The sequence below is a fragment of the Actinomadura pelletieri DSM 43383 genome (assembly GCF_003634705.1).
Classification (GTDB): Bacteria; Actinomycetota; Actinomycetes; order Streptosporangiales; family Streptosporangiaceae; genus Spirillospora; species Spirillospora pelletieri.
In genome coordinates, this window is the sequence record NZ_RBWU01000005.1 from 513,376 (window position 1) to 537,247 (window position 23,872).

19 protein-coding genes are annotated in these 23,872 nt (G+C 71.4%); 6 read left to right on the plus strand and 13 right to left on the minus strand.

The annotated features are described in order from the left end of the window. The first annotated feature begins 259 nt into the window (after positions 1-259). A complete protein-coding gene (locus BZB76_RS24120) occupies positions 260-748 on the plus strand; it encodes a MarR family winged helix-turn-helix transcriptional regulator (protein WP_121436668.1) in 489 nt (162 codons plus the stop codon). Positions 749-817: 69 nt separating this feature from the next. Here BZB76_RS24120 and BZB76_RS24125 read toward each other — a convergent pair whose 3' ends face one another. The 8 genes from BZB76_RS24125 to metG form a co-directional block, all read right to left on the minus strand. Continuing rightward, positions 818-2,650 (minus strand): ABC-F family ATP-binding cassette domain-containing protein, encoded by a 1,833-nt coding sequence (locus tag BZB76_RS24125; RefSeq protein WP_121436669.1) that lies wholly within the window; start codon positions 2,648-2,650, stop codon positions 818-820. Between the two features lie 90 nt (positions 2,651-2,740). Further along, the gene (locus BZB76_RS24130) at positions 2,741-2,965 is read right to left on the minus strand and encodes a hypothetical protein (protein WP_147449510.1); all 225 of its coding nucleotides are present in this window, start codon (positions 2,963-2,965) and stop codon (positions 2,741-2,743) included. A gap of 24 nt (positions 2,966-2,989) precedes the next feature. Further along, the gene (locus BZB76_RS24135; RefSeq protein ID WP_121436671.1) at positions 2,990-3,181 is read right to left on the minus strand and encodes a hypothetical protein; all 192 of its coding nucleotides are present in this window, start codon (positions 3,179-3,181) and stop codon (positions 2,990-2,992) included. 190 nt (positions 3,182-3,371) lie between these two features. After that, positions 3,372-4,292: a 4-(cytidine 5'-diphospho)-2-C-methyl-D-erythritol kinase gene (locus tag BZB76_RS24140; RefSeq protein ID WP_121436672.1), complete on the minus strand. Its 921-nt coding sequence runs from the start codon at positions 4,290-4,292 to the stop codon at positions 3,372-3,374. A gap of 54 nt (positions 4,293-4,346) precedes the next feature. Further along, complete coding sequence (locus BZB76_RS24145; RefSeq protein ID WP_246007155.1) at positions 4,347-5,456, minus strand: glycoside hydrolase family 26 protein; 1,110 nt, start codon at positions 5,454-5,456, stop codon at positions 4,347-4,349. Between the two features lie 163 nt (positions 5,457-5,619). Continuing rightward, a complete protein-coding gene (gene rsmA, locus BZB76_RS24150; RefSeq protein WP_121436673.1) occupies positions 5,620-6,504 on the minus strand; it encodes a 16S rRNA (adenine(1518)-N(6)/adenine(1519)-N(6))-dimethyltransferase RsmA in 885 nt (294 codons plus the stop codon). Positions 6,505-6,650: 146 nt separating this feature from the next. Continuing rightward, positions 6,651-7,475 (minus strand): TatD family hydrolase, encoded by an 825-nt coding sequence (locus BZB76_RS24155; protein WP_121436674.1) that lies wholly within the window; start codon positions 7,473-7,475, stop codon positions 6,651-6,653. Then, a complete protein-coding gene (gene metG, locus BZB76_RS24160; protein ID WP_121436675.1) occupies positions 7,472-9,274 on the minus strand; it encodes a methionine--tRNA ligase in 1,803 nt (600 codons plus the stop codon). The genes BZB76_RS24155 and metG overlap by 4 nt, the downstream gene beginning before the upstream one ends. 103 nt (positions 9,275-9,377) lie before the next feature. Between metG and BZB76_RS24165 the strand changes: the two genes are divergently transcribed. Then, complete coding sequence (locus BZB76_RS24165; protein WP_121436676.1) at positions 9,378-10,994, plus strand: ArnT family glycosyltransferase; 1,617 nt, start codon at positions 9,378-9,380, stop codon at positions 10,992-10,994. Between the two features lie 304 nt (positions 10,995-11,298). Here the strand turns inward: BZB76_RS24165 and BZB76_RS24170 are convergent, their stop codons facing one another. Further along, complete coding sequence (locus BZB76_RS24170) at positions 11,299-13,128, minus strand: hypothetical protein (protein WP_147449511.1); 1,830 nt, start codon at positions 13,126-13,128, stop codon at positions 11,299-11,301. A gap of 204 nt (positions 13,129-13,332) precedes the next feature. After that, positions 13,333-14,691: a glycosyltransferase family 2 protein gene (locus tag BZB76_RS24175; protein ID WP_246007156.1), complete on the minus strand. Its 1,359-nt coding sequence runs from the start codon at positions 14,689-14,691 to the stop codon at positions 13,333-13,335. Positions 14,692-15,045: 354 nt separating this feature from the next. Here BZB76_RS24175 and BZB76_RS24180 point away from each other — a divergent pair, with 354 nt between their 5' ends. Continuing rightward, positions 15,046-16,869 (plus strand): glycosyltransferase family 39 protein, encoded by a 1,824-nt coding sequence (locus BZB76_RS24180; RefSeq protein WP_246007157.1) that lies wholly within the window; start codon positions 15,046-15,048, stop codon positions 16,867-16,869. A gap of 363 nt (positions 16,870-17,232) precedes the next feature. On the opposite strand, the gene BZB76_RS24185 is transcribed toward BZB76_RS24180, so the two are convergent. Next, positions 17,233-17,535: a hypothetical protein gene (locus tag BZB76_RS24185; RefSeq protein WP_121436679.1), complete on the minus strand. Its 303-nt coding sequence runs from the start codon at positions 17,533-17,535 to the stop codon at positions 17,233-17,235. 48 nt (positions 17,536-17,583) lie between these two features. Then, positions 17,584-18,420 (minus strand): 16S rRNA (cytidine(1402)-2'-O)-methyltransferase, encoded by an 837-nt coding sequence (rsmI, locus tag BZB76_RS24190; protein WP_121436680.1) that lies wholly within the window; start codon positions 18,418-18,420, stop codon positions 17,584-17,586. A gap of 55 nt (positions 18,421-18,475) precedes the next feature. On the opposite strand from rsmI, the gene BZB76_RS24195 reads away from it, so the two are divergent. Next, a complete protein-coding gene (locus tag BZB76_RS24195) occupies positions 18,476-20,194 on the plus strand; it encodes a dolichyl-phosphate-mannose--protein mannosyltransferase (RefSeq protein WP_121436681.1) in 1,719 nt (572 codons plus the stop codon). 16 nt (positions 20,195-20,210) lie between these two features. On the opposite strand, the gene BZB76_RS24200 is transcribed toward BZB76_RS24195, so the two are convergent. Further along, positions 20,211-21,461 carry an MFS transporter gene (locus BZB76_RS24200; protein ID WP_246007158.1) on the minus strand — a complete coding sequence of 417 codons (1,251 nt, stop codon included), beginning with the start codon at positions 21,459-21,461 and terminating at the stop codon, positions 20,211-20,213. 112 nt (positions 21,462-21,573) lie between these two features. Here BZB76_RS24200 and BZB76_RS36020 point away from each other — a divergent pair, with 112 nt between their 5' ends. Together BZB76_RS36020 and bla are read left to right on the plus strand one after the other, a co-directional pair. Beyond that, positions 21,574-22,767 carry a LacI family DNA-binding transcriptional regulator gene (locus BZB76_RS36020; RefSeq protein ID WP_246007159.1) on the plus strand — a complete coding sequence of 398 codons (1,194 nt, stop codon included), beginning with the start codon at positions 21,574-21,576 and terminating at the stop codon, positions 22,765-22,767. Further along, positions 22,764-23,756: a class A beta-lactamase gene (gene bla / locus BZB76_RS24220; RefSeq protein ID WP_121436682.1), complete on the plus strand. Its 993-nt coding sequence runs from the start codon at positions 22,764-22,766 to the stop codon at positions 23,754-23,756. Before BZB76_RS36020 ends, bla begins: the two co-directional genes overlap by 4 nt. Positions 23,757-23,872: the final 116 nt, after the last annotated feature.

Sequence of the window (23,872 nt, forward strand, 5' to 3'; positions counted from 1 at the left end):
CCGACGTTCGAGATCGCCCTGTCGAGATCGCCCTGTGGCGACGTTGCCGCCGACGGCGACACATCACGCGGCGGTCGCGCGCCAGGGATGCCCGGCGCTCCACCGGGCCACTTTCCCGGAGGGTTCGTCCTACCGGAAATGCCGGCCGCAGGCACCCTCTCCGCATGAGGCAAGACCGGTTGAACCCCGTGTCCACCGATCGGTGGACCCCGGCCGACGCGACCCCGTCAGCCGATGCCCGGACGAGTAGGGTGTCCGCATGCAGGATGAGGTGGACAGGCTCGTCGAGGCGTGGAACAACGAACGTCCGGACCTGGACGTTCAGCCATTGCAGGTCCTCAGCCGCGTCTCCCGCCTCGCCCGGCATCTCGACCGCGCCCGGCGCGCCATGTTCGTCGAGCACGACATGGAGTCGTGGGAGTTCGACGTCCTCACCGCGTTGCGCCGCGCCGGAAGCCCCTACCAGCTCAGCCCCGGGCGGTTGTTGCGGGCCACGCTGGTCACGTCCGGCACGATGACGAACCGCATCGACCGGCTCGCCGCGGCGGGGCTCGTCGAACGGCATCCCGACCCGCAGGACAAGCGCGGCGTCCTGGTGCGTCTCACCGACGCGGGCCGGACCCGGGTGGACGCCGCGTTCGCGGACCTGCTCGAACGGGAGCAGGTCATCCTCGACGCCCTCAGCCCCGACCAGAGGGACGCCCTCGCCGACCTCCTCCGCACGCTGCTGATCCCCTTCGACAGGTAACGGCCCGCGGCGGGCACGTTCTTATCAGCCGATGCCCCGTCAGCCGATGTCCCGTCAGCCGATGTCCCGTCAGCCGATGTCCTCGGCGAGCATCAGCCATTCCTCCTCGACACGGGCGGCCTCGGCCTGGATCTCCTTCAGCCGCCCGTCGAGTTCCTGGAGTTTGGCGTAGTCGGTGGCGTGCGCGGCGAGCTGCTCGTGCAGGGCGGCCTCCTGCCCGGCCAGCTTTTCCAGGCGACGTTCGAGCCGGTCGAGTTCCTTGCGGGCCTTCCAGTCCTGCCCGGCCTTCGGTTTCGTCGCGGGCGCGGTCTTCTCGGGCGCGGCCTTCTCGACGACCGTGTTCTCCGGACGGGACGGTTTCGGAGCGGTCCCGGCGGCACGACGGTCGAGGTACTCGTCGACACCGCCGGGCAGCATCGACACGCGGCCGTCGCCGAGCAGCGCCACGACATGGTCGGTGACGCGTTCCAGGAAGTACCGGTCGTGGCTGACGACGACCAGCGTTCCGGGCCAGCCGTCCAGGATGTCCTCGACCTCGGTGAGCGTCTCGATGTCGAGGTCGTTGGTCGGCTCGTCGAGGAGAAGGACGTTGGGTTCGCCCATGAGGAGCCGGAGCAGCTGGAGGCGCCGCCGTTCCCCGCCGGACAGGTCACCGACGGGCGTCCACTGCCGGTCGCGGTGGAAGCCGAGACGTTCCAGGAGCTGGCTCGCCGTCCATTCGCGTTTTCCGACGGTGATGCGGCGGCGGATCTCCTCCACCGACTCCAGGACGCGCCGGGACGGTTCCAGGTCTTCGAGGTTCTGGGTCAGGTGCGCGAGCTGGACGGTCTTGCCCTGCCGTACCTTTCCCGACGCGGGCTGGACGGTGCCGTCCAGCAGGCGCAGCAGGGTGCTCTTGCCGCTGCCGTTGACACCGACCAGGCCGACCCGGTCACCGGGGCCGAGCCGCCACGTCATGCGCTCGAAGATCGTCCGGGACGCGGGGGCTTCCCCATCGCCGCCCACCTGGACGGTCACGTCCTCCAGGTCGTGGACGGTCTTGCCGAGCCGCGCGGTGGCGAACCTCGTCAGCTCCACCGAGTCGCGCGGCGGGGGCTCGTCGGCGATCAGCGCCTGCGCGGCGTCCACCCGGAACTTCGGCTTGGACGTGCGGGCCTGCGGGCCGCGCCGCAGCCACGCCAACTCCTTCCGGAGAAGGTTCTGCCGCTTGGCCTCGGTCGCGGCGGCGATCCTGGCGCGTTCGGCCTTCGCGAGGACGTACGCGGAGTAGCCGCCCTCGTAGCGTTCGACGCGGCCGTCGACGACCTCCCACGTCCGGTCGGTGACCTCGTCCAGGAACCAGCGGTCGTGTGTCACGACGAGCAGCGCGACCCCGCTGCCCTTCGCCGCGCCGCCCGGGGCGCGGCTCTTCAGGTGCCGGGCGAGCCAGTCGATCGCCTCGATGTCGAGGTGGTTGGTCGGCTCGTCGAGGAGCAGCAGATCGGACTCGGGGACGAGGAGCCGGGCCAGCGCGACCCGGCGGCGCTCCCCGCCGGACATTCCCGCGAGCGGCGCGTCCAGGTCGAGGTCGGCGATCAGGCCGCCGAGGACGTCGCGGACGCGGACGTCGCCGGCCCACTCGTGTTCCGCGCGGTCGCCGAGCACCACGGACCGGACCGTGGCCCCGTCCGGGAACTCGTCCCGCTGGGTCAGATGCCCGAGGCGCAGGCCGCGCGTGTGGGTGACGCGGCCCTCGTCGGGTTCGGTCTCCCGCGCCAGCACGGACACGAGCGTGCTCTTGCCGCCACCGTTGCGGCCGACGACGCCCACGCGGTCGCCCTCGTCGATCCCGAGGGACACGGCGTCGAGCAGTGGTTTCGGCCCGTAGGCCTTGGCGACATTCTCAAGATTGATCAGATTCACGACGCCACCCAGCCTATTGGGCCCCGGCGACTCGGCCGTCCCACTCCCCGGCCCCGACCCCCGTCGGAATCGGCCGCGCGAGTCCGCCCGTCAGCGCCCGAACGGCGGGTCCGACGGCGGGCCGTATTCCTGGCCGTACCGCGGGACGTACCCCTGGCCGTATCCGGGGCCGTATCCGGGGTCGTGGCCGGGAGGAACGGCGGTGTTCCCGCTCTCCTTCCGACTGGACGCCACCGCAATGATGATGACCACGACCGCGGCCACGAGTCCCAGGATGAGCACCAGCAGGATGACGAGCCCTAGAAGCATTGCCATGGTTCTCCTCGCCGGTTCAGGGGGTCACCGCACGGTCGGCGGCTGGGTCGAACCGCCTTCCGTCGAGGATCCCATCCCGGCGGCCTGGGCCCGTCCCGCGACGACCAGTGCGGGCGCGTTACGGCGCATGTCCCGGTCGCGGCGGACGGCCAGCAGCACGAGCGTCGTCATCATCGCGATCGCCAGGAGTCCCAGCAGCGCGGACAGGTAGGTCATCGCTCCACCTCGCCAGCGGTTTCGGCGCCTGAGGATTCGGTGTCACAGATACAAGACGTCCACCGTGAGCAAGAAGTTCGCTTGTGTGACGAGCGCATCTACCCTTTTTTATTAGGAAAGCTTCTTGTTGGGAAGCGGTTTGCCGAAGAGGGTAGACCCCCGGAAGCCGGGTTCCCGGGCCCCGGTTCCGCTACAGGGTGGCCGCGCCGGGGACCGGACCGTCCGCGCGCAGGACCTGTTCGGCGAGACCCGTGCCGTCCAGCGCCTCGGCGAGGTCGGCGGCGTCCTCCCCGGTCTCGGCGAGGAACGCGCAGGTCGGCCCGGAGCCCGACACGAGCGCCGCGGCGGCGCCGAGTTCACGGCCCGCGTCGAGGACGCGGGCCAGCGACGGCCGCAACGACAGCGCGGCGGGTTCGAGGTCGTTGGTGAGCGCGAGGGCGAGCGCCTTGGCGTCCCCGGTGGCGAGCGCCGTCATCAGCTCCTCCGACACCCGGGGCGGCGCCGCGGCCTCGCCCCGCTCCGCGCGGATCCGGTCGCATTCGGCGTAGACGGCGGGGGTGGACAGGCCGCCGTCGGCGGTCGCGAACACCCAGTGGAAGGTGCCGCGGGTGAGGGCGGGCGTGAGCCGTTCGCCGCGGCCGAGGCCGACGGCGGTGCCGCCGAGGACCGCGAACGGCACGTCGCTGCCGAGTTCCGCGCCGAGGTCCATGAGATCGTCGCGGGTGAGGGTGGGCTGCTCCCGGTCGTCCCACAGCCGGGCGCAGGCGACGAGCGCCGCGGCCGCGTCGGCGCTGCCGCCCGCCATGCCGCCCGCGACGGGGATGGCCTTGCGGATCCGGATCGCGACATCGGGTTCGACGCCGAGCCGCGCCGCCACGAGCAGGGCGGCCCTGACCGCGAGATTGTCGTCGTCGACGGGGACGCCGTCGACGCGCACCCGCGAGTACGGGGCGGCCTGGACGCGGACCTCCAGCCCGGGTGCCCGTTCGACCGTCACCTCGTCGAACAGGGAGACGGCGTGGAACACGTTGACGAGGTCGTGGTAGCCGTCGTCGCGGATCGGTCCGACGCCGAGCTGGAGGTTGACCTTGGCCGGTACGCGTACGCTCACTGCGGTCACGTCCGAAACCCTAAGGCCAATTCGGGGGGCCGGGTGACCCGTGGGTCACCCGCTGCTGGTCACGGGCAGGTTGCGCGGGTTGAAGTAGGGGGTCGTGGCGAGTTCGCGGAGCGCGGAGACGGCGGGCTTGTCGCCGTTGACGGAGTAGGCGCGCCGCCTGTCGCGGACGCCCGCGGCCTGCTCGTCGGAGTTGAAGTAGACGACGGCCTTGACCTGCGGGTCCTGGAGGGTCTTGGACGCCTCCCGCAGCCACTCGGCGCGGCGTTCCCCGTAGGCCTTGGGGACGCCGAACTCGGCGACCATGATGGGCTTCTCGCGGTCCCGGGCCCACTGCAGGAACATCTTCACGGCCTCGGACAGGTCGCGGTACTCGTAATCGGTACCGGGCTGCGCGTTGGCGCAGATCCAGTCGACCTGGTCGTCGCCGGGGTAGAACGCGCCCGCGTCGCCGCCGCCGAAGCCGCGGGCGGAGGGACACCAGACCCAGGCGACATTGTCGACGCCCTCCCGCGTGAAGATCGACCGCAGATGCTTCCAGGCCGCGACGAAGTCCTCCGGCGAATGGATCCGCTTCCTGTGGGCGGCCTTGTCCATGTCCGGCGCCCAGCGCAGGAAGATCGGCTTGCCGAGGGCCTTGACGGCGCGGGCACGGCGCTGGATCAGCTCATCGTGCTCACCCTGGACGATCTTCCGGGTGTCGGCTTCGGCCCAGGTCAGCAGCAGGTAGCGATTGCCGTCGGTGACGGACTTGTCGAGTCCGGAGGGAAACTCCGCCCCCCAACTCCGGTAGCTCTGCACGATGTCGAGTTGCCGTCCAAGGTCTCGTTCGAACCCGACGACGGGTGCCATGCCCGGCTTCTCCGCCTCCTTGCCGGTGGGCTTCGTCGAAGGCGAGCCGCTCGCGGACGGGGAGCCGGACGGCGTCCCGGATCGCGGCCCGTCGGCGTCGTCCGGGGGCACCCAGGCCCCGAAATAGGCGCCCTCCTTCGGCGGCACCGGCGCCACCCCCGCGCGCGCCGTCGTGGTGATCTTCGGTGCGGCGCCCGCTCCGCCCCCGCAGCCCGCCGCCACCGTCGCGACCACCGCCGCGGTCGCGAGCAGGGCCGTCCCCACGATCGGCAACCTCGCCCGCGCCGTCCGCGAACGCGCCTTCACATCGACCTCCGGCTCATCTCGATTTTTTTCGTGCCCCCGGTGGGCGGCGTCCGCCCGGCACGCTCACACCCCGGCGCGCTCACCCGGCACGTTCCCCAGGCCGTTCAGACCGGGCCCGTTCAGACCGGGCCCGGTCACACCCGGCACGCTGCCACCCGGCACGCTAAGCAGTCGGGAGATGATCCCCCCGGCGTGAAGGACCATACTCGGCAATCCTGGCGAAGGCGGCCACGTCCAGGCCTTCCCCCCGAAGTCGGGGGTCGACGCCCGCGGCGCGCAACGCGTCCTCGGCGGCGGCGGCCGACCCGGCCCAGCCCGCCAGGGCCGCGCGCAACGTCTTGCGGCGCTGCGCGAACGCGGCGTCCACGACGGCGAACACCTCCGCGCGGGTCGCCGTGGTCGGCGGCGGGTCCCGGCGGGTGAACGCGACCAGGCCCGAATCGACGTTCGGCGCGGGCCAGAACACCGCGCGTCCGACCGCCCCCGCCCGGCGGGCCTCCCCGAACCAGGCGAGCTTCACCGACGGAACACCGTAGATCTTGCCGCCGGGCGCGGCGACCATCCGGTCGGCGACCTCGGCCTGCACCATGACCAGCGCCGTTCGCAGCGACGGCAGCGTGGCCAGCAGATGCAGGACGACCGGCACCGCCACGTTGTAGGGCAGGTTCGCGACGAGCGCGGTCGGCTCGGGCCCCGGCACCCGGGTGAGCGCCATCGCGTCGGCGTGGACGACCTCCAGCCGCCCCGCGAGGCTCGGCGCCCGCGCTTCGACCGTCGCGGGCAGCGCCGCGGCCAGTGCGGCGTCGACCTCCACGGCCACGACGCGGCGCGCCTCCGGCAGCAGCGCCAACGTCAGCGACCCCAGCCCGGGACCCACCTCGATCACGACGTCGTCGGGGGTCAGGGCGGCGGTGCGCACGATCCGCCGGACGGTGTTGGCGTCGATCACAAAGTTCTGTCCGAGCGTCTTCGTCGGCCGGACACCGAGCCGTGCCGCCAGTTCCCGCACGTCCGCCGGGCCGAGCAGCGCCGCCCGTGTCTCCCCCACGCCTGATCTCCCCACGCCCCGAATTGTCGCAGCCGCCCTCCGGCCGTCACCGTCCGCCCACCGGCCGCGCGCTCCCACCGTGCGCTCCCACCGTGCGCTCCCACCGTGCGCTCCCACTGCGCGTTCCCATCGCGCGCTCCCACCGGCTACCAGGGGCCGAAGGCCCGTTCGCCGTTGGCCGCGATGGCCGCGCACAGGTCCGCCACGTCCACGCCCTTCACCTCCGCCATGGCCCGCACGGTGTACGGGATCAGGTACGAGGCGTTCGGTTTGCCCCGGTGCGGGACCGGAGTCAGGAACGGGGCGTCGGTCTCCACGAGCACCAGGTCCAGCGGCGCCGCCCGCAACGCCTCGCGCAGCGGCTCGGCGTTCTTGAACGTGACGTTCCCGGCGAAACTCATCAGGTAGCCGTGTTCGGCGCAGATCTCCGCCATGGCGGCGTCACCGGAGTAGCAGTGGAACACGACCGTGTCGGGCGCGCCCTCCTCGTCCAGGATCCGCAGGACGTCGTCGTGCGCCTCGCGGTCATGGACGACCAGCGCCTTGCCGGTGCGTTTCGCGATCGCGATGTGCGCGCGGAAGGCGCGGTGCTGGTCGTCCTTCGGGGCCCAGTCGCGGTAGTAGTCCAGGCCGGTCTCGCCGATCGCGCGGACCTTCGGGTGCGCGGCGAGCCGTGCCACGTCCGCCAGGACGGCGTCGGAGATCCCGGTCGTCTCGTTCGGGTGGATCGCCACCGCCGCGTACACGTCGTCGAACTCGGCGGCGGTGTCCACGGCGAACCGCGACGACGGCAGGTCACAGCCGATCGTGACGATCCGGGTGACGCCCGCGGCCTTCGCCGACCTCAACTGCTCCTGGACGGGCGTGTCGACGATGTCGAGGTGGCAGTGGCTGTCGAACACGTCCACCGGAAGGCGCTCGGGAAGCGGCGGGAACGAGCGCGAGCTCTGCCCGTTCCCGTCGGGACTCACCGGTTCTCCAGCCTGGCGAGCTCCTCGTCGACCACGGACGTGTCCAGCTTCGTGAACAGCGGTGTCGGCTTGCTCAGCGGCACCCCCGGCTTGATCGGCGCGGACTCCCAGCGCGCCTCCGTCGCGTAGTCGCCGGTCAGGACGCGGTAGTCGGGGCCGCCCTCCTCGGACACGGTCTCCAGCCTCGGCATGCCGCTCCACTCGCCCTGCCCGCCGAGCATCTCGTACACCTTCTGCGACGAGCGCGGCAGGAACGGGGTCAGCAGCGTCTTGGCGTCGTCGACGACCTGCAGCGCCGTGTGCAGGATCGACTTGACGCGCGCCGGGTCGTCCTTCAGCTTCCACGGCGCCTGGTCCGACAGGTACTTGTTGGCGTCGCGGACGACGTCGAGCGCCTCGGTGATGGAGTTCTTGAACCGGGACCGGTCGAGTTCCGCGCCCACCGTCGCGAACGCGCGGCGGCTGCGATCCAGCAATGCCCGGTCGGTGTCGTTGAGATCGCCCGCCTCGGGGATCGCGCCGAAGTTCTTCGCCGCCATCGTCACCGAACGGTTCACGAGGTTGCCCCACGCGGCGACCAGCTCGTCGTTGTTGCGGCGGACGAACTCCGCCCACGTGAAGTCGGTGTCCTGGTTCTCCGGCCCGGCGATCGCGACGTAGTAGCGCAACGCGTCCACGTCGTAGCGGGCGAGGAAGTCCTGCACGTAGATGACGACCTGGCGGGACGAGGAGAACTTCTTGCCCTCCATCGTCAGGAACTCCGACGACACGACCTCCGTCGGCACGTTCAGCGCGCCGAGCGAACCCGGCGTTCCTCCCTTGTCGCCCTGCCCGCTGTAGCCGAGGAGCATCGCGGGCCAGATCTCGGCGTGGAAGACGATGTTGTCCTTGCCCATGAAGTAGTAGGACAGCGCCTGCGGGTCCTGCCACCAGGCGCGCCACGCCTCCGGGTCACCGGACCGCCGCGCCCACTCCACGGACGCCGAGAAGTAGCCGATGACCGCGTCGAACCACACGTACAGCTTCTTCGCCGGGTTGTCGCGCCAGCCGTCCAGGGGGATCGGGACGCCCCAGTCGAGGTCGCGGCTGATCGCCCGGGGCTGCATGTCGTCCAGCAGGTTCAGCGCGAACTTCAGCACGTTCGGCCGCCACGCCAGCGCCCCGCTCTGCTTGCCGCGCAGGTACCGGCCGAGGACCTCGGTGAACGCGGGCAGGTCGAGCATGAAGTGCTCGGTCTCCACGAACGTCGGCTTCTCGCCGTTGATCCGCGACACCGGGTTGATCAGGTCGACGGGGTCGAGCTGGTTGCCGCAGTTGTCGCACTGGTCGCCGCGCGCGCCGTCGTACCCGCAGATCGGGCAGGTGCCCTCGATGTAGCGGTCCGGGAGCGTCCGGCCGGTGGACGGCGAGATCGCGCCCATCGTCTTCTGCGGGAAGATGTAGCCGTTGTCGTACAGGCCCTTGAAGATCTCCTGGACGACCGCGTAGTGGTTCAGCGTCGTCGTCCGGGTGAACAGGTCGTAGGTCATGCCGAGGCCGTGCAGGTCCTCGGCGATCACGGCGTTGTAGCGGTCGGCGAGCTCCCGCGCGGTGACGCCCTCCTTGTCGGCCTGCACCTGGATCGGTGTGCCGTGCTCGTCGGTGCCGCTGACCATCAGGACCTTGTTGCCCGCCATCCGCTGGTAGCGGCTGAACATGTCGGCGGGCAGCGCGAATCCGGAGACGTGCCCGATGTGACGGGGCCCGTTGGCGTACGGCCAGGCGGGCGCGGTCAAGATGTGACGGCTTGACGAGGACATGGAGTCAAGGGTAGTCGCGTCACGGGCGCCCCGGCACGCGAGTAACCTGGTCCGGCGTCGCGGGGCACGTCAGCAGCAATGATCAGTGGAGCGGGAGCCAGGAATGGCACAGACCACGTCCGACCGCCCGACCGCCGACCAGGCGGCGACCGGCGCCGGACGGACGCCACGGCTCCGACGATCATGGCGTGCGGCGCGGACGTGGCGGATCTGGCGGACACGGCGGGTGCTGTGGCTGTCCCTGCTGGTCTCGGCGGCCACGATCGGCACGCAGTGGGTGCTGATGACGCCGCCGCTGTACTTCGACCCGTACTACGTGTGGCTCGCCGCCCGCGAATGGCCCGACATCCCGCTCGACCGGTGGCCGTTCTCCGAAGTCCCCCACCAGGTCACCCGGATCGGCCTGGTGCTGCCCGCGCGGCTCGTCCAGGAGATCCTCGGGGACGGCCAGGCCGCGTACTTCGTCGTCGCCGCGTTCGGCGGCTGCGCGTTCTTCGTTGGAACGTACCTGGTCGTCCGGTCGCTGTTCGGGGACGTGGCGGGCGTCGCGTCCGCGGCGATCCTGCTCGTCCACCCGTTCTTCACGATGACCAACCCGTTCGGCCACGAGATCACCTGGTCGACGGGCGTGATGCTGCCCGACATGCCCGGCGCCGGGCTGTTCACCATCGGGATGGCGGGCCTGGTCGTCGCCGCCCGCCGGACGGGACGGGCGCAGACCCGCATGTTGCTGGCCGCCGGGGTGTGCTTCGGCTCGGCGTTCCTCGTCCGGGAGTTCCTGGCGTTCCTCTTCCTCGCCGTCCCCTTGTACCTGGCGCTGCTGCGGATCCCGTGGCGCCGCAACGTCACGGTCGGCGCGCCGATGGCCGCGATCCTCGCCGTCAACCTCGTCCACAACCAGCTCGTGTGGGGCACGCCGCTCGCCGGGTTGATCTCCGCCGCCGAGCACGGCGGCCAGTCCCGCGACCACGTGACCCGCGAACTCGCCGCCCGCTCGTTCCTGCGCGCGATGCACGACTGGAACCCCCTCGGGCTCGTGTTCACCGCCGCGCTGGCCCTCACGGTCGTCGGGTGGGCCGTCACCCGTGACCGGCGGTTGGCGCTGGTCCTGGTGTGGTTCTTCACCCTCGCCGTGCCGCTGACGTTGTTCTCCGGCGTCCTCGACCCGAACGACATCTCACTACGGGCCTGGCTCCAGCGGTACTGGTTCGCGGTGCTGCCCGCTCTCCTCGCCGGTGGCTTCGGGTCCTTGATCCTGTTGTTCCGGATGCTGCCGTCCGGGCCGGTGGCGCGGTTCCGGCTGCGGACGGTCGTGGTGCCGGTCCTGGCGGTTGCGCTCGGCGGGACGTACGCGACGGCCGCGATCCGCACCGTCCCCGACCTGCCCCGTGACACGGCGTGGAGCGAACTGCGCGGCTACCTCGCCGGGCACCGCGACATCACCCTCATCTGCGCCGACCGGCGGCTCGCGCAGACCCTCACCTTCTACACGCGGGACGTGTGGGGCGACCCGGTCTGGCACGGCGAGATCCGCGACTTCCCGCACTACCTGGGGCAGGTTCCACGCAACGCCACCGAGGGCCCCATGCTGTACACGCGCTGGCGGGGCATGGAGTCGCAGATCGGCGGCGGCTGGCGTCCGTCCACCGCGCAGGGGTGGCGGCTGATGTGGCGCTCGTCGGACGGCGTCCTACAACTCTGGCACCCGCCCGGCAACTGACACACCCAGCCGGTCACACCCCAAACGGTCACACCCCAGACGGACATCCCCAGGCAATCAACACCCCAGACGGTCAGCGCTCCCAGGCAGTCAACACTTCAGGCAGTCACCACCCCAGACGGACGTCCCCAAGGCGATCAGGACCCCAAACGGCCAACGCCCCAAACGGCCAACGCCCCAAACGGTCAGCGCACCCAAACGGTCAGCGCGTCCAGACGGTCAGCGCGTCCAGACAGTCAGCGCACCCAAACGGTCAGCGCGTCCAGACGGTCAGCGCGTCCAAACGGTCAGCGCGTGCAGGCGGTCAGCGCGTCCAGGCGACCCAGTCGCCGTTGGCGGTGCGGCGGCTGTCGACGACTCGCCAGCCAGGCGGCGCGCCTCGCGGCCAGGACGCCTCGGCGGGCACGTTCTTCGGCCACGCCAGAACGACCATGTCCGCGTCCCGCGGCGGCGGGGTCCACCGGGCGTCGAAGACACTGCCCTCGCCCCACCACGCCCAGTAGTAGTGCGACAGCCGGATCGTCCACGGGACGTTCCAGTCCACGGCGATGGACCGCTGCGCCCGCAGGTCGACGCTCCCCCTGAGGTCGGTGTGCGCGGTCTCGTTCCGCACCAGCGGCCGGGCGATGCGGTCGGTGGCGGTGACGCACATGCCGACCGCCACGACGGCCAGCACACCCGCCAGCAACACCGGACCACCACGCCGAAGCCGCGCGAGGGCGACGGACGCACCGAGCAGCGCGAGCCCGGTGAGCGTGGCGGCCCACAGCCGGAAGGACGCCCAGTCCCAGGTCAGGAACGACGTCTCGGGAAAGTCGAACGCCGTGTAGGTGTACTGGGTGAGCAGGTCGCCCGCGTACCACTGGACGACGCACGCGGCGACGACCGTCATCGCCGCCGCCGAGGCCACCGCCCACAGCAGCGCCTTGTGCGACGCGCGAAGCAGGACCGCGACACCGACGGCGAACAGCACCGGTGTGACGGAGGCGAGGTAACGGCCGTACACGTAGTTGCCGATGCGGTACTCGACGGGCAGCGCCGCCGAGGTCGCGAACGCGATGCCCGCCACGACCGCGAGGACGCCGAGGGCCAGCGCCCGTGTCCGTCCGGCCGCCCCTTCCGTGTCCGTGAGCGTCCCGGCGGGACGGACGGCGGCGAACGCGACGGCGACGAGCCCGACCGCCGCGACACCACCGGTCGCGACCGCCTGGTACCAGACCTGGCCGGTGCCGATCGACAGCATCCAGCCCCAGCCGTCCCCGGTGGTGAGCCGCCGGACGACGTTGTCGCCGAGGTCGTTGTCGCCGTGCGGGTACATGTGCGGCAGCAGCGACCGGTTCAGCAGCGTCCCGGCGGACGTCCCCACGGCGGCGACGGCGCCGACGAGGAACGTGCCGGGCCAGGACCGCCAGCGGCACAGCACGGCGGTCGCGAGCAGCGCCCCGTGCACGGCCAGCAGGATCGCCCCGCGCGAATGGCAGGCGTAGGTGTAGGCGACCAGTGCCGACGCGCCGACCCCGGCGAACGTCGCCCGCGCGGCCGACCCGCGCGACGACGCCTCGGCGGAGCCGGGTCCGGACGGCGGCGGCCCGTTCATCCAGGTGTGGACGAGCAGCAGCCACCCGATGAAGATCACCGGCAGGACCGCGTCCGTCAGCACGAACTCGGAGTAGAACACGACGCTCGGCAGCACCGCCGTCACGTGCGCGAAGACGTACGCCCACCGCGCGCGCACCCCCAGGCGACGCAACAGCAGGAACGCCAGCGGCAACATGGCGGCGCTGACCAGCGCGTTGATGACCAGAGCGCCCCGGTAGACGGTCACCGGGTCGTCCCCGAACCAGAACGCGGGCGTCAGCAGCAGCGGATACCCGCCGCGGTACACGGTTCCGGACGACATGTCGGCGTCGGGCCCGCCGGTGAGGACGCGGGCCGCGAACAGGTACCCCGACTCGTCCGGTGTCGCGACCGGCACCGTCTGCCCGGAGCCGAGCCACAGCCGGACCCCGACCTGCGCGAGCCAGCCGACCGCGAACAGCCACACCCAACGGCGGCGGCTCGGCCCGGCCGAACCGCCGCGCCGATCCGGTGGCGCGACCGGTGGCCGTGCGACGACCCGAGTTCGCGTGCTCATCGACGTACTGCCCCCCGATGCCGGGCGATCAGATCGGTGGTCCATCGCCGGTCAAGCCTGGCACAGCACGACCGCGGCTCCGGCGCGTCGCCCAGAACGCTCAGCACGTTCTCGGCGTTTCGCGGTGATCTGTCCGCTTGGTTTTTCGGGTGGCTTCACATGATGATAAATCAACGTCCGGGAAGTGGTGTCCGACCCGTCCTTCTACCCGTCCTTGTTCCGCGCCGCGTTCTCGCGGGCCTCGGCCTTCTCCGTCTTCTCGGCCTTCACCGTGTCGGCCTTCACCGTCTCGGACTCCGCCTGCTCAGACGCCGCCTTCCCAGACTCCGGCCTGTCGTCGGTCTCGCCCCGGGCGACCCGCCGGGCGGCGGCGTCCACGACGCCCGCGGCCTCCTCGGCGGGGTCGATGACGGGCGGGTGCTGGCGGCGGCGGATGCCGAGGATGCTGACGAACAGCGAGGCGAAGACTGCCTGGAGGCTCATCACCAGCGCGGTCGCGGCGGGCACGACGATGCGCAGCGACTCGCGCGGGTCCAGCTCACCGAAGCTGTTGACCCGCCAGTGCAGCAGCGACGCCACGAGACCGGCGAGACCGGCGACGGCGAGCACCCCGCCGAGCAGCAGACCGCGCTCCAGACTCCACCAGTCGATGATCTTCTGGACCCGGCGGTCATGCGGCAGGAATCCCTCCTGCATCGCGTACACCTTGGTGAGCAGCGCGAACAGCACCGCCTGGAAGCCGATGACCAGCGCGGCGCCCGCGCCGACGAGCGTGTCGACGTCGAACGCGATCTCCCCGACCGTGACCGGGCCGGTGGACAGCGCGATCCCGGCGAGCAGCCCGACCGTCATGAAGACCAGACCGGGGATGAGGAACAGCCAGCGGGGGCTGTAGAGCATGAGGAAGCGCAGATGCCGCCATCCGTCACGCCAGGTGTTCAGGTGCGGGGCGCGGCTACGGCCGTCCGGCGACAACGTCGTCGGGACCTCACGGATGTCGTACCCCTGGAGGGTCGCCTTGACGACCATCTCGCTGGCGAACTCCATGCCGCCGGTCTGAAGACCGAGCCGCATGATCGACTCCTTGTTGAAGGCCCGCAGCCCGCAGTGGAAGTCGCCGATCTTGCTGCGGAAGAACAGCCGTCCGACGAAGCTCAGCACCGGGTTGCCGAGGTAGCGGTGCAGCGGCGGCATGGCCCCGTCGGCGATGCCGCCCTTGAAGCGGTTGCCCATGACGAGGTCGGCGCCGTCGCGCAACTCGTCCAGGAACGGCCCGAGCGTCGTGAAGTCGTAGGAGTCGTCGGCGTCGCCCATCGCGACGTAGCGGCCGCGCGCGGCGCTGATACCGCCCATCAGGGCGTTGCCGTACCCCTTGTCGATGACCGGCACGACACGGGCGCCCGCGTCCCGGGCGAGCTGTTGGCTGCCGTCCGTGCTGCCGTTGTCGGCGATGACGACCTCGCCGTCGATGCCCTGCTCCTCGAAGAAACCGATCGTCTTGCGGACACAGGTCTCGACCGTCTCGGCCTCGTTCAGGCACGGCATCACTACGGAGAGTTCCACGCGATCTCCTTCATTACCCCTGGTGACCGTTCGCGATGTGATCCACTAATCTCAGTTGTTCCGCGAGGCGGCCCGTCGCTTCATGCTCGTGTTCCCGAGCTGGTCGTTCACATGCTCGTCGTTCATGATGCCTGCCGAGGACGGGTATTGATGGCCGCTCTGGACAAGAGCACCCGTATCGTGTTGCCCACTTGCAACCCAAAAAACAGACACCGCCACGGTCTCGGGCGGCAGGCTAGGACGTCAAGCATACGGGCACACCGGCCCGGAAGGGGTGGGTCGGCTGTGACGCGCACCGGTGAACAACCCAGTGCCGCCGGACAGGGGGCCCGACACCGAAGGGGAGGTGCGGCTTTGGCGGGGGAATCGCCGCTGAGTACCGCGGTCGACACGGGGCTCGGCACCGCACTGGACGACGGCGCGCCCAAGGAGGCCGTGCTGGACGAGACTGTGCTGGACGAGGCTGTGCTGGACAAGACCGTGCTGGACGAGACGGCGCTGGAAGACACGGTACCGACCGAGGCGGCGCACAACGATACGACGCCCGGTGAAACGGCGTCGGGCGGGACGACGGGTGGGACGACGACGGTCCCCGATCCCGACGAGGCGCTGCGGGCACGTCCGGGGGCGGGCGGCACGCCGGACGGCTCGTCCGAGGAGTCGGAGTCGCCCGAATCCGAGTCCGAGTCCGCGGACTCCAGGCGCAGGGGGCGCCGCCGCGGCCCGTGGGAACTGGTCCGCCGCCACCCCGCCTTCAGTGTGATCATCGCCACAGCGGCGCTGCTGCGGCTGGTCGCGATGCTCGGCTACCAGCCGGTGATGTTCTTCAACGACAGCTTCGACTATCTGCACGTCGCCATGGAGCCGTATCCGCATCCGCTCCGGCCCGACGGCTATGCCTTCCTGCTGTGGATTCTCAAGCCGTTCCACAGCTTCGCGCTCGTCGCCGCCCTCCAGCACCTCATGGGCCTCGCCATGGGCGTCATGATCTACGCGCTGTTGCGGCGGAAGTTCCGTCTGCCCGGCTGGGGCGCCGCGCTCGCCGCCGCGCCCGTGCTGCTGGACGCCTACCAGCTCCAGCTCGAACACCTCGTCCTGTCGGACACGCTGTTCACCTTCCTCGTGATGAGCGCGGTCACGCTGCTGCTGTGGCACGACCGTCCGTCCTGGCGGATCGCCGCCGCGGTCGGTCTGATCATCGGCATGGCGTGGCTGACCCGCTCCGTCGGGATGCCGGTGCTGCTCGGCGTGCTGGTGTACATGCTGATCCGGCGCACCGGCTGGAAGGTCATGGCGGCCACGCTCGCGGCGTGCATGCTGCCGGTGCTGGCCTACATGGGCTGGTACAAGGCCGACAGCGACAAGTTCGCCATCACCGAGAGCAACGGGATCTTCCTGTACGCGCGGGTCTACAAGTTCGCCGACTGCCATCAGATGAAGAACCTGCCGGTCAGCGAGTACCCGCTGTGCGTCGAGCCCGCGAACCGGCTGCCGAACTCGCAGGACGGCATCTGGAACGCCGGGTCCCCGCTCAACCGCTACACCGGCGCCCGGTTCAGCCCGGAGAACAACGCGCTCAGCAACGATTTCGCCAAGCGCGCGATCCTCGCGCAGCCCCTCGACTACATGAAGGTCGTCGCGCACGACTTCTTCCGCGTCTTCCGCTGGGAACGGACGGTGTTCCCCGACAAGGACACCTACTCCCAGTACGAGTTCCGCCGGACGAGCAAGCCGCTGCCGAAGTGGCACATGGACCACAACTCGATCGCGGCGGCCGAGGCCCGCGCCTACGAGCGCGGCAACGCCCAACCCCGGGTCGTGGAACCGTTCGCCGGGGCCGCCCGCGGCTACCAGGACGTCTTCTACCTGCGCGGGACGATGGTCGGCGTGATCCTGCTCGTCGGGCTGGCGGGCCTGGTGCCGCTGTGGCGCCGGTTCGGCGGCGAGGCGCTGCTGCCCTGGACGCTCGCGACCGGGCTCCTGCTGGCCCCCGCCGCGACCGCCGAGTTCGACTACCGGTACGTCCTGCCCGCCGTCCCGCTCGCCGCGATCGCCGCGGGACTGGCGTTCAGACCGGAATCCCGCGCAACGGTGGCAGGCTGGACCCGCACCGCCCGCCGCCGCCTCCAACGGCGCGACTCAACAAAGACGGCACCGGAAAACGTCCCGGCAACCTGACTCTCACCCGGCTCGAAACCCCGGCCCGAGCACCCCCGGCCGGAGCACACCCGGCCTGCTCGTCACCCGGCCTCGCCCTCACGCGGCCTGGTCATCATCCGCCCTGCTCATCATCCGGCCTGCTCATCACCCGGCCTGCTCATCACCCGGCCTGCTCATCACCCGGCCTGCTCATCACCCGGCCTGCTCATCACCCGGCCTGCTCATCACCCGGCCTGCTCATCACCCGGCCTGCTCATCACCCGGCCTGCTCATCACCCGGCCTGCTCATCACCTGGTCTCGCCCTCACGGGGCCTGGTCGTCACGCGGCCTGGCCTGGTTTTCGCCTGGCTCGGCGGGCCGACTGGGTTCACCGGGTCGGGCTACCAGGCGTGCATGCGGCGGAGGTGGTACACCATCGCCACGTCGGCGCCGCCGCGCGCCTTCACCACCTCGTCGTGTCCTGCTCGGACCGCGGACAGAGCCTTGACGTTCTGGCTTCCGCACTTCGGGCAGGAACGGTCCACCCACGGTGTGGTGCAGGGTAGGCCTCCGCGTGCGTACACGACGGCCTGGTTGCCGTGGCCGTCACCGTAGTGGCGGGCCTCCAGGTCCTCGGCCCAGGTCGCGGAGCAGTTCAGGCACTCGAACACCCAGGCCTCGTGGCTCGACCACGCGTCCCGCATGGCTCTCACCTCCGCTTCGGGTGACGGCCCCTTCTAGACGCCACCCATCTAATTCCTGGCCCGGACAACGGCATCGTAAACGGTACGTTTCGGGGCACCGTTCTCCTTGGCGACCTCCGCGATCGCCTGCTTGCGGGGCGTCCCCGCGGCCTCCCGGGCGGCGACGGCGGCGGCGAGGTCCGCCGGGTCGGTGAGGCCCTCGGGTTCTGGGGCCCCGCCGACGACGAGCGTGATCTCGCCGAGCACGCCGCCGTCCGTCCACGCGGCCAGCTCGCCGAGCGTCCCCCGGCGGATCTCCTCGTAGGTCTTGGTCAGCTCCCGGCAGACGGCGGCCGGACGGTCCGCGCCGAAGGCGTCCGCCATGGCGGTGAGCGTGGCGGGCAGCCTGCGCGGCGACTCGAAGAACACCAGGGTGCGGCGCTCGTCCGCCAGCGCCGCCAGCCACCGGGCCCGCTCCCCCGGTTTGCGCGGCGGGAACCCCTCGAAGCAGAACCGGTCGGTGGGCAGCCCGGACACCACCAGCGCCGTCGTCACGGCGGACGGACCGGGCAGCGCGGAGACGGGTACCTGCGCGGCGACGGCCGCGCGGACGATCCGGTATCCGGGGTCGGACACGCCCGGCATGCCCGCGTCGGTGATGACGAGGACGTCCCGTCCGGCCAGCAGGTCCTCCAGCAGCTCCGCCGCCCGCGCCTTCTCGTTCTGGTCGTAGAAGGACACGACGCGCCCGCTCGGCGTCACGCCGAGATCACCCGCGAGCCGGCGCAGCCGCCGGGTGTCCTCGGCCGCGATCACCGGTGTCCCGGCCAGGGCCTCCCGGAGCCGGACGGAGGCGTCCTCCGGCCGTCCGATCGGCGCCGCCGCGAGCAGCAATGTCCCTTTCACATGGCCATTCTTCCACCCGAAACCGCCGCCTTCCGTACACCCGTACGATGACAGGATGGCGACGACGGATCTGGCTCCCGCGCAAGCTCACGGATCCCGGCGCAGGCCTCCGCTGAGGGAATGGCTCGCCCCCGCGATCCCCGGCAGCGCGGCGCTGTCCTGGGTGGGGCCGCTCCTGGTGACGCTGTTCGCGGGCTACCTGCGGTTCGAGCGGCTCGGGTCGCCGAAGGCGGTGGTCTTCGACGAGACCTACTACGCCAAGGACGCGTTGTCCCTGCTGAAGTTCGGGTGGGAGCACAACACCGTCGAGAACGCCGACAAGATGCTGATCGCCGACAAGAACGCGGACATCTGGGGGAACGGACCGTCGTTCATCGCCCACCCGCCCGGCGGCAAGTGGATGATCGCGCTCGGCGAGTGGATGTTCGGCGCGACGCCGTTCGGTTGGCGCTTCGTGCCCGCGCTCGTCGGAACGCTGTCGGTGCTGATCCTGTGCCGGGTCGCGCGGCGGATGACCGGGTCGACGCTGCTCGGCTGCGCCGCGGGCCTGCTGCTGGCCGTGGACGGGCTGGCGTTCGTGACGAGCCGCACCGCGCTGCTGGACGTCTTCGTGATGTTCTGGGTCCTCGCCGGGTTCGCGTGCCTGGTGAACGACCGGGATCGCTCCCGCCGCATCCTCGCCGAGAAACTCGAACGCTCGCCCGCCGGTGCGGAGGGGTCCCTCTACGGGCCGTTCCTCGCGCACGGCTGGAGGTGGGCCGCGGGCGTCTGTCTCGGGATGGCCTGCGCCACCAAGTGGACGGGCGTCTTCTACGTCGCCGCGTTCGGGATCATGGTCGTGCTGTGGGACTACGGCGCCCGCCGCGCGGCCGGGGTCCGGTCACCGGCCACCGGGATGCTGCTGCTGGAGGCCGTCCCGGCGTTCGTGCAGCTCGTCGTGGTCGGGTTGCTGACCTACCTGGCGTCCTGGTGGGGTTGGATCTTCAAGCCGGGCGGGTGGGGACGCGGTGACGTGTCCGACCATCTGCTGTTGCGACCGTTCGAGGCCCTGCCCAGCCTGTGGAGCTACCACAGGCAGATCCTGAACTTCCATTCCGGGCTGGACGACAAGCATCCGTACCAGTCGTGGCCGTGGGACTGGCCGATCCTGAAACGTCCGGTCGCGTTCTTCTACAGCGAGCCGAAGAACGCCTGCGACGGCGCGGCGCGCTGCTCCCGCGAGATCCTCGGCATCGGGACGCCCGCGCTGTGGTGGGGCGCGCTGTTCGCGCTGATCGCGGTCGCTTTCATCTGGCTGATGCTGCGGGACTGGCGGGCCGGGGCGATCGTGTGGGCCTTCGTCGTCGGCTGGGTCCCCTGGTTCTTTCCGGCGTTCTCCGAGCGGACGATGTTCCTGTTCTACGCGACGCCGCTGGTTCCGTTCATGGTGCTGGCGGTCGTCCTGGTCCTCGGGTATGTGATGGGGCCCGCGACGTCCTGGTACGGGGGCGCGCACGTCGCACGCCCCGGCGACCGCGGTTTCGGCGGCAACGGTCGCGACGCGGAGGAGGGCGACGGGCTGGAGGGTTTCGATGCCTTTGACAGGACGCCTCCCGTCCGTCCGAGTCCGCCACCGCCCGGAGCGGGGACGAGGCGGTGGGTCGGCGCCGTGGCCGCGGGCGCATACCTGCTGGTGGTATTGGTGAATTTCGCGTACTTCCACCCGATCCTGTCGGCCGAGACGATCCCGTACGACGACTGGCACGACCGAATCTGGTTCGGTTCCTGGGTCTGACCCGCTCGACCCCCGATCACGCGGGGGCTTCGGCGGTGACGGCCGGTGCGGTGCGCGGTCGCAGCGTCCTGGCGCCGAGCAGGCACAGTGCCAGGGCGAGGACGCCCCCGACGCCGGCCCCGGCGAACGCGCCGCGAACGCCCGCGAGGTCCTGCGCGAGCCCGGCGGCGAACGAGCCGACCGAGGCGCCCCCGCCGACCGCGGCGACGACCCACGCGAACGCCTCGGTCACGGTTCCGCTCGGCGCGAGCCGGTCGACGAGGGTGAAGCTGCACGCCAGTACGGGCGCGAGGAACACCCCGGACAGGAACGCGAGCACCGACATGCCCGCCAGGCCGGGCGCGAGGACGAGCGGGACGTACCCGGCGGCGAGCGCGGCCAGCAGCCACGGCAGCCTCCGGTGCGGCGCGCCCGCCCATCGCCGGGCGCCGTAGACGATCCCGCCGATGAGCGCGCCGGCCGCCATGCACGCCAGCAGCAGCCCGGACGCCGCGTCCGTGCCCTCCCGTTCGGCGTAGGCGACGACGGCGACCGCGTACACGCCGAGCGCGATCCCGGCGCAGGCCAGCGACAGCAGCAGGACCCGCAGGCCCGGGGACCGCAGCGGGCCCGCCCAGTCGGCGGCGCGCGGCTCGCCCGTCCAGCGGCGGGACGGCCCGGACAGCGCGACGATCAACGTTCCGGCGATGCCGAGCCCGCCGGTCAGCAGCAGCGCGGTCTCGGTGTTCACCACGGCCGCGGCGACGACGAGCAGCGGACCGACGGTGAAGAGCAGTTCCTGGGCGGCGGCGTCCAGCGCGTACGCGGCGTCGACCTGCTCGGGGCCGTCGAGGACGTCCGGCCACAGGGCCCGCAGCCCGGCCTCCAGCGGCGGTGTCGCGAACCCGGCGACGACCACCGCGGCGATGGCGACCGGCAGCGGACCGGCGCCGACGGCGGCGAGCAGCCCGAAGCCCGCGGCGGACGCCGCCGCGGCCGGGAGCAGGACGCGCGGCTGCCCGAACCGGTCCATGGCGCGGCCGAGGACGGGCTGTCCCGCCGAGGTGGCCAGCCCGAGGATCGCGGCGAGCGTCCCGGCCAGCGGATAGCCGCCTTCGTCGTCGCGGATGTGCAGGACGACGGCGAGCATCCCCATCCCGTTCGGGAGCCGGCCGAGGAGCGTGGCGCCGAGCAGCCGCCCCGCGTACGGCCTCCTCAGGAAGGCGAGATATCCCTGCACGAACCCCGGCACGGATCCCCGGACCAGTCCCCGCACATAACCGCGCATGCTCGGCCCCCGAAGCAGTCATACGTATTACCCGCCCTGGGTCATACGTACCACCGCGCGGGGCCGCGGCGCTAGTCTGAGTTCGACCCATGATCCTCCAGGGAGGCGAAAGGTGCCGGCAATCAGCCGTCCCACCAGCAAGGACGTGGCTCAGGAGGCGGGAGTCTCGCAGTCCACGGTCTCGCTCGTGCTGGGCGGCAAGTGGACGGGGCGGGTCTCCCCCGCCACCGCGCGCAGCGTGCGGATCGCGGCCGAACGCCTCGGCTACCGGCCCAACAAGGCGGCGCGGAACCTGCGGCTCGGCACCACCCGGACCGTCCTGCTGATGGTCCCGACGCTCACCGCGCCGTTCTTCGGCCCCGTGTACACGGGCGCGGCGCGGGTCGCGGCCCGGCACGGCTTCGGCGTCGTCGTCTCCACCTGGCCGGAGGACGACCCGTCCGCGACCGCGGAGACGGCCGACAGCGTCACGCCCGACAGCGTCACGCCCGACGGTGTCACGCCCGACGGTGTCACGCCCGACAGCGTCACGGCCGACAGCGTCACGCCCGGCGGTGTCACGGCTGACGGTGTCACCGACCGCACCCCCCGGAACGGCCCCTGGACAGCGCCGCACGAGGCGATCGACGGCATCCTCGCGTCCTCGATGGCGGCGTCGACGACGGCGACGACGGTCGGTGGCGCGCTCCGCGAGTACCGCCTGACACCGGCCGTGATGCTGGACAGCGGCCCGGCCGGTGACCACGTCCCCACGGTCGACTTCGGCGTCGCCGACGGGATGCGGGCGATCGTCGAACACCTCGGCGCGCTCGGCCACCGCCGTATCGGACATGTCGCCGCGGCCGTGGACCAGTGGACGTTCCGCGCCCGCGCCGACGCCCTCACCGCCGCCGTCACGGCCCTGCCCGGAGGAACCGTCACCCGTGCCACCTGCGCGATCGACGTCACGTCCGCCAAGAACGCCGCCGGGCGGCTTCTGGACCGGTCCGAACGACCGACCGCGCTGGTCTGCGACGACGACCTGATCGCGGCGGGCGCCTACAAGGCGGCGCGGGCCCGCGGCCTGGACGTCCCGTCCGACCTGTCGGTCACCGGGTTCGACGACGTCCTGCTCGCCACCGCGCTGGAGCCCGAGTTGACGACCATCCGGCTGCCCGCCGAGGAACTCGGCGCACAGGGCATGACGGCGCTGCTGGACCTGCTCGCGGGCCGGCGTCCCCCACCCCGAACACTGCCCGGCGAACTGATCGTCCGAGGCTCCACGGCACCCCCGACCCCCGGCGACAAGGACTCGCGTACCCCATGACGACGCACGCCCGCCCCCTCCGGACACCACTCGGCGCCGCCCTCCTCACCCTCTGCCTCCTCATCGGCCTCGCGGGCTGCGACTCCGACCCGAGCCCGTCCGCGAAGAACACGGGGAAGACAGGGAAGCCATGGAAGACAGGGAAACCGGCACCGAAGACCGGCGCACCGCAGGCGAGCGCATCGCAGGCCGATGTCACACGGCGACTCCTCCAGTTGGAGAAGGCCCGCGACGTGCGCGTCGGCGCGTACGCGATCGACACGGGGACGGGACAGGTCCTGGCGCATCGGGCGGACGAGCGTTTCCCCTTCGCGTCCTCGTTCAAGGTGATGGCGTGCGCCGCGGTCCTCCGGAAGGCACGCCGAACGGACCCGGGCCTGATGGACCGCGTCATCCGCTACGGCAGAAACGATCTGTCCGCGTTCTCACCCGAGACCGAGAAGCACGTGGGCACCGGGATGACCGTCGCCGAACTGTGCCGGGCCACCATCACCAGAAGCGACAACACGGCCGCGAACCTGCTGCTGAAGCAGATCGGCGGACCCCAGGGCCTGACCGCCTTCTTCCGTTCGCTCGGCGACACGGTCAGCCGAAGCGACCGCGTCGAACCCGGGCTCAACAGATGGCGGCCCGGGGAACTCCGCGACACGACCACGCCGGCCCCGTGGGCCCGGAATCTGCAGGCGCTCACCGTCGGCGACGCGCTCGTGCCCGCCGACCGTGCGCGGCTCGTCGCCTGGATGAAGGCCACGGTGACCGGGGGCGAACGGATCCGCGCGGGGTTGCCCGGCGGCTGGACGGTCGGCGACAAGACCGGCACAGCGGGCGTCCACGGCAACGCGAACGACATCGCCGTCGTCTGGCCGCCGTCCGGCGCGCCGCTGATCTTGGCGGTTCTGATCACCCGACCGGATGCGGACGCCGAAGCCGACGACAAGGCCGTGGCGGCGACCGCGGGCATCCTCGCCCACGGGCTCCGGCCGTCCTGACCGTCCCGTCCCGACCGCCCGCCCGACCACCCGCCTGACCACCCGCCTGACCATTGCATTTCCCGCCCGACCAGTAGGTGACATGCCCAATATCACCCATTGGGGTGACCGCTAAC